This window comes from Nocardia carnea NBRC 14403 (genome assembly GCF_000308515.1).
GTDB classification, from domain to species: domain Bacteria; phylum Actinomycetota; class Actinomycetes; order Mycobacteriales; family Mycobacteriaceae; genus Nocardia; species Nocardia carnea.
This window is the reverse complement of record NZ_BAFV01000053.1, coordinates 1-14,058: the sequence shown is the minus strand read 5'-3', so window position 1 is coordinate 14,058 and position 14,058 is coordinate 1. Positions and strand designations below refer to the sequence as shown.

The 14,058-nt window shown below is 67.8% G+C and carries 13 protein-coding genes and 2 pseudogenes; 11 read left to right on the top strand and 4 right to left on the bottom strand.

The window, feature by feature from the left end; all coding sequences use genetic code 11:
- Positions 1-193 precede the first annotated feature (193 nt).
- Positions 194-1,000, bottom strand: coding sequence for an SAM-dependent methyltransferase (locus tag ON22_RS18565; RefSeq protein WP_033241250.1), 807 nt, complete (start codon positions 998-1,000; stop codon positions 194-196).
- Between the two features lie 105 nt (positions 1,001-1,105).
- Between ON22_RS18565 and ON22_RS38055 the strand changes: the two are divergent.
- Positions 1,106-2,671 (top strand): annotated as a pseudogene (locus ON22_RS38055) (putative bifunctional diguanylate cyclase/phosphodiesterase); the annotation flags it as partial.
- On the opposite strand, the gene ON22_RS38050 reads toward ON22_RS38055, so the two are convergent.
- Entirely contained in the window at positions 2,624-2,755 is a 132-nt protein-coding gene (locus ON22_RS38050; RefSeq protein WP_255218541.1) for a hypothetical protein, read from the bottom strand. The pseudogene ON22_RS38055 and the gene ON22_RS38050 overlap by 48 nt on opposite strands.
- A gap of 4 nt (positions 2,756-2,759) precedes the next feature.
- Here ON22_RS38050 and ON22_RS38045 point away from each other — a divergent pair, with 4 nt between their 5' ends.
- On the top strand, positions 2,760-3,308 hold the full coding sequence (locus ON22_RS38045) for an EAL domain-containing protein (RefSeq protein WP_051157789.1): 549 nt from the start codon (positions 2,760-2,762) through the stop codon (positions 3,306-3,308).
- A 114-nt stretch (positions 3,309-3,422) separates the two neighbouring features.
- Positions 3,423-3,746 (top strand): hypothetical protein, encoded by a 324-nt coding sequence (locus ON22_RS18555; protein WP_033242149.1) that lies wholly within the window; start codon positions 3,423-3,425, stop codon positions 3,744-3,746.
- A 431-nt stretch (positions 3,747-4,177) separates the two neighbouring features.
- Here the strand turns inward: ON22_RS18555 and ON22_RS18545 are convergent, their stop codons facing one another.
- Positions 4,178-5,035: a LysR family transcriptional regulator gene (locus tag ON22_RS18545; protein ID WP_033241251.1), complete on the bottom strand. Its 858-nt coding sequence runs from the start codon at positions 5,033-5,035 to the stop codon at positions 4,178-4,180.
- A 110-nt stretch (positions 5,036-5,145) separates the two neighbouring features.
- Here ON22_RS18545 and ON22_RS18540 point away from each other — a divergent pair, with 110 nt between their 5' ends.
- The 3 genes from ON22_RS18540 to ON22_RS18530 all read left to right on the top strand — a co-directional run bounded on the left by ON22_RS18540 (position 5,146) and on the right by ON22_RS18530 (position 8,493).
- The gene (locus ON22_RS18540; RefSeq protein ID WP_033241252.1) at positions 5,146-6,450 is read left to right on the top strand and encodes an NAD(P)/FAD-dependent oxidoreductase; all 1,305 of its coding nucleotides are present in this window, start codon (positions 5,146-5,148) and stop codon (positions 6,448-6,450) included.
- 290 nt (positions 6,451-6,740) lie between these two features.
- Positions 6,741-7,568: a GNAT family N-acetyltransferase gene (locus ON22_RS18535; protein WP_033241253.1), complete on the top strand. Its 828-nt coding sequence runs from the start codon at positions 6,741-6,743 to the stop codon at positions 7,566-7,568.
- 61 nt (positions 7,569-7,629) lie between these two features.
- Positions 7,630-8,493, top strand: coding sequence for a lysophospholipid acyltransferase family protein (locus tag ON22_RS18530; RefSeq protein ID WP_033242150.1), 864 nt, complete (start codon positions 7,630-7,632; stop codon positions 8,491-8,493).
- Between the two features lie 110 nt (positions 8,494-8,603).
- Here ON22_RS18530 and ON22_RS18525 read toward each other — a convergent pair whose 3' ends face one another.
- The gene (locus ON22_RS18525; protein WP_033241254.1) at positions 8,604-9,185 is read right to left on the bottom strand and encodes a hypothetical protein; all 582 of its coding nucleotides are present in this window, start codon (positions 9,183-9,185) and stop codon (positions 8,604-8,606) included.
- A 469-nt stretch (positions 9,186-9,654) separates the two neighbouring features.
- On the opposite strand from ON22_RS18525, the gene ON22_RS18520 reads away from it, so the two are divergent.
- The 5 genes and pseudogenes from ON22_RS18520 to ON22_RS18500 form a co-directional block, all read left to right on the top strand.
- Positions 9,655-10,869, top strand: a complete 1,215-nt coding sequence (locus ON22_RS18520) for a fatty acid desaturase family protein (RefSeq protein ID WP_033241255.1) — start codon at positions 9,655-9,657, stop codon at positions 10,867-10,869.
- 295 nt (positions 10,870-11,164) lie between these two features.
- A complete protein-coding gene (locus tag ON22_RS36760; RefSeq protein WP_156052184.1) occupies positions 11,165-11,317 on the top strand; it encodes a hypothetical protein in 153 nt (50 codons plus the stop codon).
- Positions 11,318-11,507: 190 nt separating this feature from the next.
- Positions 11,508-12,734: a cysteine desulfurase family protein gene (locus ON22_RS18510; protein WP_051157787.1), complete on the top strand. Its 1,227-nt coding sequence runs from the start codon at positions 11,508-11,510 to the stop codon at positions 12,732-12,734.
- Positions 12,735-12,737: 3 nt separating this feature from the next.
- On the top strand, positions 12,738-13,838 hold the full coding sequence (gene mnmA / locus ON22_RS18505) for a tRNA 2-thiouridine(34) synthase MnmA (protein WP_033241257.1): 1,101 nt from the start codon (positions 12,738-12,740) through the stop codon (positions 13,836-13,838).
- A pseudogene (locus tag ON22_RS18500) lies at positions 13,835-14,058 on the top strand (methionine synthase); the annotation flags it as partial. The gene mnmA and the pseudogene ON22_RS18500, both read left to right, overlap by 4 nt.

Below are 14,058 nucleotides of genomic sequence, written 5' to 3'. Positions count from 1 at the left end.
CCCGGCCCGGCAGGAGCAGTTACGGCGCCTACCGGGACGAAGACGGGACCGACAGCCGTAGGCGCGGTGGTGGTCCGGTACCGCAGCCTTCGGGCCCGGCCGCGCCCAGCACGCGGCCGTCACCCGAATGGTCGATTGCGCAGCGATTTCGACTGACGCAAGTGCCGCACTCGCCGGAGCGTGGGCCCTCGGATCAGTCCTTGCGGGCGACCGCGCCGTATGCCCCGGACCGTTCCGGATGCTCGCCGATATCGTCGGGGTGCTCGGGCCGCCACAGCGGGAGGTGGACGAGCCCGGGATCGAGCATCGTCCAACCGGTGAAATAGGCCGCGATCTCGTCGTGGGTGCGGAGCACGATCTCCGTCGAGGTCCGGCCGGACAGTTTCTGTGCCTCCAGAACCTCGGCCGGCTGCCCGTCGGCGGTGGCATGGGTGATCGCCAGATAGCTGCCGGCCGGGACGGCGGTGCCGAGCCGGGTGACGCAGCCGGCGGGATCGGCATCGTCGGTGACGAAATGCAGGACGCCCAGCAGCAACACCGCAACCGGTTTGTCGAAGTCGATGAGGCTCTGGACCAATGGATCGGCGAGGATCGTTTCGGGCCGGCCCGCATCGGCCTGGACCACGGCCGCGTTCGGGTTATCGGCCAGAATGGCCGCGCTGTGCGCGACCGCGACCGGGTCGATATCGACGTAGACGACCCGCGCCGACGGGTTGGCCGCCTGCGCGACCTCGTGCACGTTGCCGACCGTCGGGATCCCGGAGCCGATATCGAGGAACTGTTCGATTCCCTGATCGGTGAGGAACCGGACGCAGCGGCGCAACAGGTCTCGGTTCGCACGCATGGTCTCGGCGACGTTCGGGGTGAAGGTCTCGATCTGCTGGGCGAGCTGCCGGTCGATCTCGAAATTGTGCATACCGCCGACGAAATAGTCGTAGACGCGGGATGCGCTGGGGCGATCCAGGTCGATACCTTCGGGGGCCCAACTCGGTCTGCTCATCGGTCGGTATTTCCTTTCGCGCCAACGTGTTCGGAGTCGGCGAAGCCTGGCGACCCGGGTGGCCGTCATGGTATCCGATCCCGGTGGGAAGTGGGTACGTTCCACATGCGGGGCCGCTTGCGGCTAGCATCGGACCCCATGGGTTGGGATGCCGGGCCCGGTGCGTTACCCCAGGGCTCGTTTGCCGACCTGGCCGGCCGATGGATGACAGCGCTGCGGGAGGGAACGCGCGATCACATCGTGCCTATGAGTGCCGTAGAAACCGCCGGGTTGCTGACCCGGCTGACGGCCGAGCTCTGCGCCGCCGCCACACCAGAGCCGGACCCGGGGCGGGCAGCCGAGGCCGGTGCCGAACTCGCCCGCGCCCACCTCGTAGGCGATGAAGTATTGGGTCGCAGTATCGATGTTCTCGGCACTTATCTCGCCGCCACCGGAGTCCCGGCATCAGCCGTGGCCGCAACGCTGGGGGCCTTCGCCAACGGATACCTGCGCGCCTTCCGCGCCTGGCTGCTCGCCGAGCAGGAGAGCGTCCGCACCGCCGAAATAACGGCCCGGCGCGCCGCCGAAGAACAGTTGCGGGCCAGCGAAGCACGGATGCGCGGTGTATTCGCGCAGGCCGGTGTCGGTACCGGGCTGTCGGATATGACGGGCCGGATCATCGAAGTCAATGCGGCGTTCGCGGAGATGCTCGGGTACCGGCCCGACGAGATGTGCGGCATGCTGGTGACCGATCTCGCGCACCCCGACGACGAATCGGGGATGTGGGAACTGTACGGGATGCTGATGGCCGGCGGATGCGACAGTGTCCGGCTGGAGAAGGCCTACCCGCATCGGGACGGGCACGCGGTGTGGACCAACCTGAACGTCTCCCTCATCCGGGACCAGCGCGGAGCCCCGCAGTACACCTTGGTGCTGGTGGAAGACATCTCCGAGCAGCGAGCACTGCAGGCGAGTCTGCGCTACCGGGCCCATCACGACCAGCTGACGGGTCTGGCCAACCGGTCCTATCTGTTCGACGCGCTCGCCGAAGCGTTCACCGCCCCGGATTCCGGCGTCGGCCTGTGTTACGTGGACCTGGACCATTTCAAAACCGTCAACGACACCTACGGTCACGCGGTCGGCGACGATCTGCTGGTCGCCGCCGCGGACCGGTTGCGGAAATGCGTGACCGAGCCGGGGCAGCTGGTCGCGCGGATGGGTGGCGACGAGTTCGTGATCCTGGTGCCCGACCCTGCCCACCCCGGCGAGGTGGCGGCGCTGGCCGAGACGGTGCTGGCGGCGTTCGCCGAACCCTTCGAGATCAACGGTCAGCGCCTGCGCGTGGGTGCCAGCGTCGGGGTGATGGAGGAACGCTCGGACCGGGCCGATGCGGACGAATTCCTGCAAGCCGCCGATACCTCCATGTATTGGGCCAAGTCGGCCGGTCGCGGCTGCTATGCGGTATTCGACCCCGACCGCGGCCGCCGCGAGCACGCCCGGGCCGAACTGTCCGCCGCCATACCCGATGCCCTGGCCGCCGGGGAGTTCTTCCTCGACTATCAGCCGATCGTGCCCCTGTCCGGGGACCGGATCGATGCCGTGGAGGCGCTGGTGCGGTGGCGCCATCCCGATCTCGGGGTGCTCTCACCCGTCGAATTCATCGATCTGGCCGAGGATGACGGCCATATCCTGGCCCTGGGCGCCTATGTGCTCATGCAGGCGTGCCGGGCCGCCCGGCGCTGGTACGACCTCGACCCCGAGGGGGGCGCCGGTCATCAGTGTGAATGTCTCCGCGGTGGAGGTGGCCGACCCGTCCTGGCTGACCCGAGTGGAGAAAACCCTCACCGAGACCGGGATCCCGCCGCAGCGGCTGCAACTGGAGCTGACCGAGCGGGCGTTCATGGCCGACGACGGTGGACCGCTGGCCGCCCTGCGCGCCTTGGCGGACGCGGGAGTGCGTATCGCACTGGACGATTTCGGCACCGGCTACTCCAATCTGGCGTACCTGGGCCAGCTACCACTCCAGGTGGTGAAGCTGGCGGGCCCCTTCGTCCAGCGGATCCGCGACAGCGCCGGTGCCACCGATTTCGTGGTGCTGGAATCGATCGTGGGCCTGACACACGCGCTCGGTTTCACCGCCACTGCGGAATGTGTCGAAACCCGGTTCCAGGCCGAACAGTTGCGGGCCCTGCACTGTGATACCGCGCAGGGCTGGTATTTTCACCGGCCGCTGACCGAGGAAGGTGTGACGGAGCTGCTCGAGGGGCAGCGAGGTGGGCGCCACGGCTCCACCGACGGAGTTGTCGAAGGAACCCGCCGCGGCGGATGACGGTGGAAGTGCCGGCATCGTGACAGTGCGGGCGCCGGGAGTCGAGCCGGGGCAAGCACGGCCGCTTGTCGAGCTACCGCGGTGGTGGAACACGGCCGCGCGGATACTCGTGGTATGGCGCGATATGAATCGCAGGCACAGCCGCAGTGGCGCGGTACGGGCCATCGGAAGTTTCCGCTGGCCGCCGAGGTCGATGGGCATTGGTGGGTGTTGCGGCTGAACCCGTTTCCCGACCACAGCCTGTGGACCTTGTTCGTCGACGGCGTCGCCCGCTATGACCTCGACGATGCGCCACCGAGCTGGGGCGTTCTCGCTCCGGCATCCGCGCCCCTGCTGGACCCGTGGACCGCCGACGGTTTGCTGGCGCCGCTGCGCGGTTTCATGGTCTACGGAAGTGAGGCCGGGAAACCGTGTGACGACCTGTTCTGCTGCGGCTGATCCCGCGGCCGGTTCTCGGGGAGGCTGCCGGTTCCCAGCCGACTCCCGGTCGAGTGCGCATCCCGGGCCCGGTGAGAAGAAGATCATCGTCGATGGACAGGAACGGCCCGATATCGACCGGGTGATCCTGCGGGAGAACCTCGGCCGGGACCTGCCCTGCTACCAGCTCCCGCCGGGCAGCCGGGGCGTGATCATCCTGAAGAACGGAGACGTCCGGCCGGTACCCGAAGGTGCGATGTTGCACACCCACGGCCGCAGGAGCACGACCGGCCCGGCGCGCCACGGCACCGGGCCGGTCGGTTCCCGGGGGTCCTGCATCGTCCGGCAGTTCGGCCCCTGCCCGGTGCGGTTGTCGAACAAGTGGAGGCCGGTGACCCCGCCGAGCTCGTTTGCGTGTGAAATTCCAGTAGCTTGCGCTGGGGTTCGTGCCGCTACGCTCCGTGCAGCCCGTCGAGGAGTGTCGCGAGGATCGGGGTGCGGCGGGTATCGGCGCGTAGCACCGCGGAAACCGGGATGCGCAGGCGCTGGTCGGCGAGGGAGAGGGTGGCGATACCTTCGGTGGAGCTGTTCGCGTAGAGCGCGGTCCAGGCGTCGGGGTGGTTGATCAACTCCATGGTGGCCGTGTGGTCGGGGGGAATGGGCGGGCCGTAGGTGGGGCCGACAGGCAGGTCGGCGAAGGCGGCGCGGATGACGTTGTGGATGAGGACCTGCTCGGATTCCGGGGGGAGCAGCAGGGGGTAGGCGCTCAGTTCGGCCAGCGTGACATCGGTGCGTCCGGCCAGCGGGTGGGCGGGGGCGGTGGCGAGTGTGAGGTCTTCGACCCACAGTTGTTCGACGATGAGGCCCGCCTGCTGGACGCTGCCGCGGATCAGGGCGAGATCGCAATCGCCGTCGGCCACGGCCGCCACTCGCTGGCGGAAGGGTTTGATGACGAATTCGATCTCGGCTCCGGGATGGGCTTCACGGGCGCCGGCGATAGCGGTCAGCGATCGTGTGGCGAAGGACATATTTGCCGTGAGCCGGATTCTCGGGCCGGTGGTGCGGATGGAGGCCCGGATCGCGGATTCCAGACCTAGCATCTGCTTTGCCAGCGGTAGTAACCTTGTGCTCGCGTCGGTGGGGACGACCGATCGGGTCGAGCGTTCGAAGAGCTGGACGCCGAGGTCGTGTTCGAGCCGGGCGATCTGATGGCTGATCGCCGATTGCGAGATGAAACAGCGGGCCGCGGCCCGGCTGAAACTGAGCTCCTCGCACACCGCGACGTAGTACGTGAGCTGGCGAAGTTCCATCTCTACCCCATTCATGACGAGATCAGATAAGAGTCATCTCAATTATGCGCCCTGAACCCTGAAATATCTGCGTTCTGGATGACGGTTAGTAATGAGTGAAGGAGGCTGTCATGCAGAACGTCACGGAAATCGGCGCCGGCGTCGAGTACGCGGATGTCGTGATCATCGGATCGGGGTTCGGTGGGCTCGCCGCCGCCAAGCAGTTGGCGAAGGCGGGCGTCGATTATGTCCTTATCTCGAGCACGCCGGAACACCTGTTCCAGCCGCTGCTGTACCAGGTCGCCACCGGGGTGTTGGCGTCCGAGGAGATCGCGCCCCCCATCGCGAACATCCTGCGCCGGCACAAGGAGGCGGATGTCCGGCAGGGCCATGTCACCGATATCGAGCCCGATGCCGCGATCCTCACCTACGAGACCCCCGAGGGAACCCGGCGTATCCGCTACGGGTCGATGATCGCCGCCACGGGCGCCAGCCAGTCGTATTTCGGACGTGACGATTTCGCCGACAAGACCTACTCGCTGAAAACCATCGACGACGCCAAGCTGCTGCGCGCGCAGATCGAACGCGTTTTCCGGGAGGCCGCCGACGCCGACGAGGAGACCCGCCGCCGGCTGCTGTCGTTCGTGGTGGTCGGGGCCGGTGCCACCGGTGTCGAGGTCGCGGGGCAGCTGAAGGAGCTGGCGAAGCGGCACTTCCACCAGGAGGTTTCGGTAACCCTCGTCGAAGGAGCTGGCGCAGTGCTGCCGCCGTTCGGTGGCGGGCTCTCGGAGTATGCGAAGAAATCGCTGACCCGCAGCGGTGTGGAGGTGCTGCTGGGCACCTTCGTCACCGATATCGAGGCCGGGCAGGTCACCGTCAAGGACAAAGACGGGCAGCTTCGGCAGATCGACGCCGAAACCATCGTCTGGTCGGCCGGTGTGCAGGCGGGCGGATTCGCGAAAATGCTGGCCGAAGCCACCGGATGCGAAACCGACCGGGCCGGGCGGCTGCTCATCAACCCCGACCTCACCGTCGGCGGTTACGCCGATATCTATGCCATCGGCGATATGACCTCGCTCAACGGCTACCCGGGACAATCACCGGTCGCGATGCAGGAAGGCCGCCACGCCGCCGATATCGTCAGCCGCGATAAGCACCCCGGTACGCCGTTCGTGTACTGGGACAAGGGCAGTATGGCGGTGATCAGCCGGTTCAGTGCGGTCACCAAACTCAACGAGCGGATCAGCTTCCGCGGCACGATCGCCTGGTTCATCTGGCTGGCGGTACACCTGTTCTATCTGGTCGGCTTCCGTAACCGCTTCGCCGCGGTGCTCTCGTGGCTGGTGGCCTTCATCGGAACCGGGCGGCCCGGGTTCGACGAGGTCGACGAGCAGTGGCGGGACGAGGTCCGGGAACCGGAACGTTCTGTCGCCTAGCAGCGGGGAGTCGGCTCGGATCGTCAACTCCCGCCACGTTGGGCTGTGGCAGGAGCGGTCCGCGCCGAGCGACCACGGGCTGGGTGGTTCGTCCGAATCGGCGCCATCTTCAACGGGGTAGGTGGCCATTCGGTTCCCGGCGCGATGCGGCCCCTGGCCCCCCAAGGGGCGAACTCACGGGAAGCTGCTGGTAAACGGCCGGTGTGAGCTGCATCTCGTTAACCGAAACGGCATACCGGCGACACTTCACGGATGCCCGGTCGCAGTGTCGAACTGGCCTCCTAGGCCTTATGGCTATTACGTCCGTGCTGACAGCGCCGGCTCGACCGGCCGGCAGCGAGGATCACCGGTCCCGATACGCACTGATCGTCTCCTCCGATACTGACCATCGCATCGCGGCGCAGCGACTGCGGTACAACGTTTTCGCCGATGAACCCGGTTTCCGGATCCCCGACAACGGCACGGGTCTGGATGCCGACCGCTTCGACGACCATTGCGACCATATGCTGGTCCGCGACGAGCTCACCGGCGAATTCGTCGGCTGCTACCGGATGCTGCCACCGGACAGGGTCGCGGCGGCCGGCGGCTACTACACCGCCACCGAATTCGAGCTGACCCGGTTGGACCCGGCCGGGAAGCGGATCGTGGAGATGGGGCGGGCCTGCGTGGTGCCCGACCATCGCAACGGGTCGGTGCTCACTCTCATGTGGGCGGGGATCCTGCACTACATCCAGCTCACCGGTTACGACTGGGTGATGGGATGTGCCTCGGTGCCCATGCGTAACCGCCCGGACGAACCGGCCGGGGTGAATGTGCGCGGGGTGCGCGATCTGCTGCTCACCAAACATGCATGCGCTCCGGAGAAACGCGTGCGGCCGTACCGCCCGGTCGTCGTGGACGGGACAGCGCTCGACGATCTGCCCGCGCCCGCGCGTCCGAAACTGCCGCCGCTGCTCAACGGGTATCTGCGACTCGGCGCGGAGATCTGCGGGGAACCGGCGCACGATCCGGATTTCGCGGTCGCCGATTTCGTGGTGCTGCTCGGGCTGGATACCATCAACACCCGCTACCTGGATCGTTTACGTGGCGCGGCGGCGAATTTCGACAGCGGGCGGTGACCCGATGCCGCATCGGACGCCGGAAGAACAAGCGGGAGTAGCTGCGCCGCAGCATTCGTGGATGCCCACCAGCCCGTGCGTGGCGGGATGCGTACAGCACAGCGCCCAGGTCGGGGTGCTACGCGCCGGGATCCGGGCCGCTGGTGCGCTGTCGGTTCTGGCCGCCTACCCGTTCGCGCATATGGTCACGCCGCCGTCGCGTCGTTCCGGCGTGCAGCGGCGCTTTGCGGGAATGCTGTTACGCAGCTGCGGGATCCGGCTTCGGGTGGTGGATCGACGGCCCGTGCAGGGCAGATCGCAGTTCGCGCCGCCGGGTACCGGCGTATTGGTGGCCTGCGGGCATATCGGCTGGGCGGATATCATCGTCCTCGCCTCGGTGCAGCCACTGGCATTCGTGGCACGCGCGGATCTGATCGATTGGCCACTGCTCGGGCGGCTGGCCCGGATCATGCGGGTCGTGCCGATCGAGCGGGAGCGGCTACGCCGGTTACCGGAGGTGGTGCAGCAGGTCGGGCAGCGATTGGCCGCCGGTGAGCGGATCGGCTTCTTCCCCGAGGGCACCACTTGGTGCGGCCGGGCTTATGGGAAACTGCGTCCCGCGATCTTCCAGGCTGCGGTGGATACCGGGACCCCGGTGCAGCCGGTGCGGTTGCGGTATCTGGATCCGCACGGCAACAGGTCGACCGTGCCGGGTTTCGTCGGCGACGATACCTTGATCGGCTCGGTGGTCCGGGTCCTGCGGGCGCGGGGGCTGACGGCCGAAGTCGTGCTCGCCCCGGTCGAGCAGGCGGGGGACGACCGGATCGATCTTGCGCGGCGGTGTGAACAGGCTGTCCGGGCGGAGGAGCTCTCGGATGCGGCGCATGCGGTACTCGCCGCGGCCGGCCGGCAGTTGACGAGGGCGGCGGTGGCGGCGCCCGTCTGATCGAAGTATGGGTTCTACGGCCGGGTCCGGGTTACGGGCCCGGCCGTACGGCTGCAACTGATGTGTCGCTGGAAGATGAACCGCCATATAACGGCAACATAGTCCGGGTATCAGAACGCGCTGCCGGTGCCGGGCAGACCCGGGAGCCCCACCAAAGGCAACGGGAGATGGGGGAGCGACGGGAGATGTACCGGCGGGGTCGGCAGGAGGGCCGGAGGGGCCGGCGGAATGTAGGGGTTGGGCACATTCCAGGTCTGGTTCTGGGTGCCGCCGCTGTGGTTGTCGTCGTCCCAATCGGCGGGAGCGTCGTAGTCGCTACCGCGGTTCCCGTTGTAACCCGCATGCGAATCCCGGTCTTCACGATCGGTGTGACCGCTGTTGAACTGGTCGTTCCAGCCGTCGTAGTTGTGCTGGTTGTGATCGCGATAGCCGTACTGGCCGTTGTCGTCCCAGCCGAAGCCGTCATCGTCCCAGCCGGCGCTGTTGTTGCCGTAATCGCTGTCGTTGCCGAAGCCGTGGCTTTCGTCGTTGCCGAAACCGCCGGAGTCGTCGGAATCGCTGATCGCCGTCGCCGCGACGGGGTCGGCGAAGGCGTTTCCGGTGGTGATGGCCAGTGGTGCGAGGGCGAGGACCGCGATCGCGGCGATCCGGGCGGCAATGCGACGGCTGCGCTGTTCGGGGGTTCGGTTCATCGGAGAGTCCTCACTCGTCGCGCCCCGGTGGACCTGCGGGGCGGTAGCGCTTCTGGAGCGCCTCATCGATACATTCATTACCGTACCGCTAAACAACGGCACATTCAATAGGTTCTGAAGATTGGGTGGCTTCTGCTCGGCTGCGTCCCCCGCGTCGAGCTGCTTACCAGCCGTTTCGCGGGCGAGTAGCGAGGTACGCGGGGACCTGGAGCCGGCGCGACGCCCCGTCACCGGTGTTGTGGACCGACGCGAACGGATGCGGCTACGGTGGACATGAACAGGCCGAACCTGCTGCTCTCGATATCGGTGGTGCCGCAATCGAGTGTGTCCGGAACGTTCCCGGGTACCCCCGGGGTAACCCGGGCGCGGCGGCTTCAGCAGGCGGCACCGGTGACCACTGTTATCGGTACTACCGGACGGTTCCGGCTCCGGATCCGGGCAACTACCCAGGAATGTGGGGCAGAGAACTATGGCGATCAGCCAGGTGGCGGTGTATGCGCACCTGAGCGTCACCGAAATCGAGTCCCTCGGGCGCGAACTCGACGAGATCAGGCGTGATGTCGAGGACGGCCTCGGTACCCGTGATGCCGGCTATATCCGGCGCACCATCGCCTTCCAGCGGACCCTGGACGCGGCCGCGCGGGCGACGATCGGATTCAGCCGGCGTCGCGGCGGCTGGCTCGCCGGAACCGGTGGGCTGGCGCTGGCCAAGATCATCGAGAACATGGAGATCGGCCACAATGTGAGCCACGGCCAGTGGGATTGGATGAACGACCCGGAAATCCATTCCACCTCCTGGGAGTGGGATATGGCCGGGCTGTCCGCGCAGTGGCGGCATTCCCACAACTACCGGCATCACGTCTACACCAATGTGCTGGGGCTGGACGACGATATCGGCTTCGGCGTCATGCGGGTGACCCGCGACGAACGCTGGCAGCCCGGACATCTGCTGCAACCACTGCGCAATCTGCTGCTGGCGGTCACCTTCGAATGGGGGATCGCCTCGCAGGGCTGGTATCTCGAACGCAAGTTCGGTCGTGGCCGAGACGGTGGGGCGGGTTCGGCGCGGGCGCTGGCGGCGAAGATCGCCCGGCAAGTGGGCAAGGACTATGTGGTCTTCCCGGCGTTGAGCGGCCGCCGGTGGCGTCGGACGCTCGCCGCGAACGCGACGGCGAACCTGCTCCGCAATCTGTGGGCCTACACGGTGATCGCCTGCGGTCATTTCCCCGACGGCGCGGAGAAATTCGAGCCCGAGGTGATGGCCGAGGAGACCCGGGCGCACTGGTACCTCCGGCAGATGCTCGGCACCGCGAATTTCGACGCCGGCCCGGTACTGGCCTTCCTCAGCGGGCATCTGTCCCATCAGATCGAACACCACCTGTTCCCCGACCTGCCGAGTAACCGGTATCCGCAGCTCGCGGTGCGGGTCCGGGCGCTGTGCGAGAAATACGATCTCCCGTATACGACCGGGTCGCTGCCCCGCCAGACGGTGCTCAGCCTGCGGACCATCCACAAGCTCGCGCTACCGGACAGTCTGCTCACCGCGACCTCCGACGATGCGCCGGAAACCGCCTCCGAACGCCGATTCGACGCCACGGGGGGTGCGGGAGAACACACCCCGGCGCGTGGCCTGCGCACCGCGCTGCGGCGGCGAAAGACGACTTCCCGGGGCCACGGAGAGTAAGGTGGAGAGGGCCCTGGCCCCGCGACCCATCCAGCGCGGGTCCGGACCGTCGGATGACGCGCAATCCGGTCCGCTCGGGCCGAGTCAGGAGTATCCATCACAGCACCGGATCCGTTCGGGACCCGGGCGCTGCCCACTACGCCCGATCGGGCGCCCCGGTGCACGGCGGACGATCGCCGTCCCGCGGGCAGGCGCCGGGGCCGGGCGGCCCGCTGGTGAGGCGGGAAGAGTCGCCACCGGCGACCACCGCACACCGCGCATCGACTGCGAAACCTTCTACGACCGGAGTATCGATATGCACGAGAACAATTTGTTCAGTCACGTCCCCGCGGAACCCGAGGCCTATACGTCCTCGGCTGTCGCGAATCAGCCGGTGTTCTCCAACGCCACGACCGAGAGCCGGGCCGCGGGCGACACCACCCCCGAAGACGGCGCCGAGCGGTCCTGACAGCGCGGGCCGGGCGACGTCCCGGCCACGGATCGGCGATCGGCTGCTACCCCGGCGGCCGGTCGATTTCCCGGACCGGCACGGGGAATATCGGCGGCCGGACGGATGTTCGCCGTGTGAGGGGATCCCGCAGTACGCCGAGGATGCCCGGAAGATATGCAGGTCAACGGTGGGATAGGCTTTACCGGTCATGAAATCGGCTTTTCCGGGTGCGGTCAACGGTGTGCCCACGACGGTTTACCTCGATCATGCGGCGACCACACCGATGCTGCCCGCCGCCATCGAGGCGATGACCGCTGTCTTCGGCAGGGCCGGGAACGCGTCTTCGCTGCACGGATCGGGGCGGGCGGCCCGCCGGCGGCTGGAGGAGGCCCGCGAATCCATCGCCGCCGATCTGGGGGCTCGGCCGTCCGAGGTGATCCTCACCTCCGGCGGTACCGAAAGCGATAATCTCGCGGTCAAGGGGATTTTCTGGGCCCGCCGCGATGCCGATCCGCGATGTACCCGGATCCTGGCCGGTGCCACCGAACATCATGCGGTGCTCGATACGGTGGAATGGCTGGAACGGCACGAGGGGGCGCGGGTCACCTGGCTGCCGGTGGATTCCGACGGAATCGTCGCGCCCGAAACCCTGCGCGCCGAACTCGCCGATAACCCCGGCGAAGTGGCACTGGTCACCGTGATGTGGGCGAACAACGAGGTCGGGTCCGTCCAGCCGATCGAGGAACTGGCGGCCATCGCGCGCGCGGCAGGTGTCCCGATGCACAGCGACGCGGTACAGGCCGCCGCGCAACTACCCATCGATTTCGGGGCGAGCGGGCTGGCGGCGGCAAGTTTCGCCGGCCATAAGCTCGGCGGACCGCACGGAGTGGGCGTACTGCTGCTCGGGCGGCAGGTGGGCTGTGTTCCACTGCTGCACGGTGGCGGGCACGAACGCGATCTGCGTTCGGGTACCTCCGATGTGGCCGCCGTGGCCGGACTGGCCGCCGCAGTGCGGCAGACCGTGGCGGAAATGCCCGCCCGGACCGCGGAACTGATTGCACTGCGCGACGAACTCATCGCCGGGGTGCGCCGGATCGCTCCGGACGCTGTACTCAACGGTCCGCACGACGACCGCAGGCTGCCGGGTAACGCCCATTTCACCTTCCCGGGGTGTGAAGGTGATTCGCTGCTGATGCTGCTGGATGCCGCGGGAGTGGAATGCTCCACCGGTTCGGCGTGTACGGCGGGGGTCGCCTCGCCGAGCCATGTCCTGATCGCGATGGGGGTCGAGCCCCGGGAAGCGCGCGGATCGCTGCGGTTCTCGCTCGGGCACACCTCACAGCGGGCCGATATCGAGGCCCTGCTGGAAGTATTACCGCAAGTGGTGGAACGAGCCAGAGCCGCCGGCCTGGCCGGTGCGAGAGGAGGTGCGTAGCGTATGCGCGTACTCGCCGCGATGAGTGGTGGAGTCGATTCGGCGGTGGCGGCGGCACGGGCTGTCGACGCCGGACACGAGGTGGTCGGGGTCCATCTGGCGCTGTCGAGCGCGCCGGGCACCCTGCGAACCGGTTCCCGGGGTTGCTGCTCCAAGGAAGACGCCGGTGATGCCCGCCGGGCCGCCGATGTGCTCGGTATCCCGTTCTATGTGTGGGATTTCGCCGACCGCTTCAAAGAAGACGTGATCGACGATTTCGTCGCCGCCTATGCCGCGGGCGAAACGCCGAACCCGTGCCTGCGCTGCAACGAGAAGATCAAGTTCTCCGCACTCGCCGACCGGGCGATTGCCCTCGGCTTCGATGCGGTGGTCACCGGGCACTATGCGCGGCTGACCGACGGTGTGCTGCGCCGGGCCGTGGACGCGGACAAGGACCAGTCCTATGTTCTGGCGGTGCTGACCGCCGAACAGCTGAAACGGGCCATGTTCCCCGTGGGGGACACCCCGAAACCGCAGATCCGCACGGAAGCCGCCGACCGCGGCCTCGCGGTCGCGGACAAACCCGACAGCCACGACATCTGCTTCATCCCCTCCGGCGACACCCGCGCCTTCCTCGGCGCGAAGATCGGGATCCGCCCGGGCGCGATAGTGGACTCCGGTGGCGCCGAACTCGGCCGCCACGACGGGGTACACGGATTCACCATCGGCCAGCGCAAGGGGCTCGGCCTGCCCGGGCCCGGACCCGACGGTAAACCGCGCTACGTCACCGAGATCGACCCGGACTCCGGCACCGTGCACGTGGGATCGGCCGACGATCTGCAGGTGTGGTCCATCGACGCCGAATGGGCCGTCTGGACCGACGGCACAGCGCCCGCCGGACCCGTCGACTGCGTGGTGCAGGTCCGGGCGCACGGCGGTACCGCGGCCGCGACCGCGGAAGCGGTGGGCGACGGGCTGCGGGTGCGGTTGCACGAACCGCTCAGCGGTGTGGCGCGCGGCCAGGCCGCCGTACTGTATCGGCCCGACACCGCGGGTGATGTGGTGCTGGGTAGTGGCACCATCGCCGCCACCGCGCGCACGGCACCTGCCGGCGCGTCCCGATGAACCAGGCCGGATTCCCGGCAGGGGTGGCGACAGGGGTCGGGTCCTGGCCGGGGACCGACCCACGCGAGGCCGCTGCGGTGATCGTCGGCGAGCTGCCCGCACTGCCGCATCTGGTGGAATTGCCCGCGCGGGGCGTGGGCGCGGATACGGTCGGGCGGGTTTCGGCCCTGCTGGTGGATATGCGTTTCGACACCACTCCGCGCGGCTACCGGCTCGCCGC

Excerpts from the sequence above, each read along its gene's own strand:
- ON22_RS18565 (WP_033241250.1), bottom strand. The coding sequence starts at position 1,000 with ATGAGCAGACCGAGTTGGGCCCCCGAAGGTATCGACCTGGATCGCCCC.
- ON22_RS38050 (WP_255218541.1), bottom strand. The coding sequence starts at position 2,755 with ATGACCGGCGCCCCCCTCGGGGTCGAGGTCGTACCAGCGCCGGGCGGC.
- ON22_RS18555 (WP_033242149.1), top strand. The coding sequence starts at position 3,423 with ATGGCGCGATATGAATCGCAGGCACAGCCGCAGTGGCGCGGTACGGGC.
- ON22_RS18545 (WP_033241251.1), bottom strand. The coding sequence starts at position 5,035 with ATGGAACTTCGCCAGCTCACGTACTACGTCGCGGTGTGCGAGGAGCTC.
- ON22_RS18540 (WP_033241252.1), top strand. The coding sequence starts at position 5,146 with ATGCAGAACGTCACGGAAATCGGCGCCGGCGTCGAGTACGCGGATGTC.
- ON22_RS18535 (WP_033241253.1), top strand. The coding sequence starts at position 6,741 with ATGGCTATTACGTCCGTGCTGACAGCGCCGGCTCGACCGGCCGGCAGC.
- ON22_RS18530 (WP_033242150.1), top strand. The coding sequence starts at position 7,630 with ATGCCCACCAGCCCGTGCGTGGCGGGATGCGTACAGCACAGCGCCCAG.
- ON22_RS18525 (WP_033241254.1), bottom strand. The coding sequence starts at position 9,185 with ATGAACCGAACCCCCGAACAGCGCAGCCGTCGCATTGCCGCCCGGATC.
- ON22_RS18520 (WP_033241255.1), top strand. The coding sequence starts at position 9,655 with ATGGCGATCAGCCAGGTGGCGGTGTATGCGCACCTGAGCGTCACCGAA.
- ON22_RS36760 (WP_156052184.1), top strand. The coding sequence starts at position 11,165 with ATGCACGAGAACAATTTGTTCAGTCACGTCCCCGCGGAACCCGAGGCC.
- ON22_RS18510 (WP_051157787.1), top strand. The coding sequence starts at position 11,508 with ATGAAATCGGCTTTTCCGGGTGCGGTCAACGGTGTGCCCACGACGGTT.
- mnmA (WP_033241257.1), top strand. The coding sequence starts at position 12,738 with ATGCGCGTACTCGCCGCGATGAGTGGTGGAGTCGATTCGGCGGTGGCG.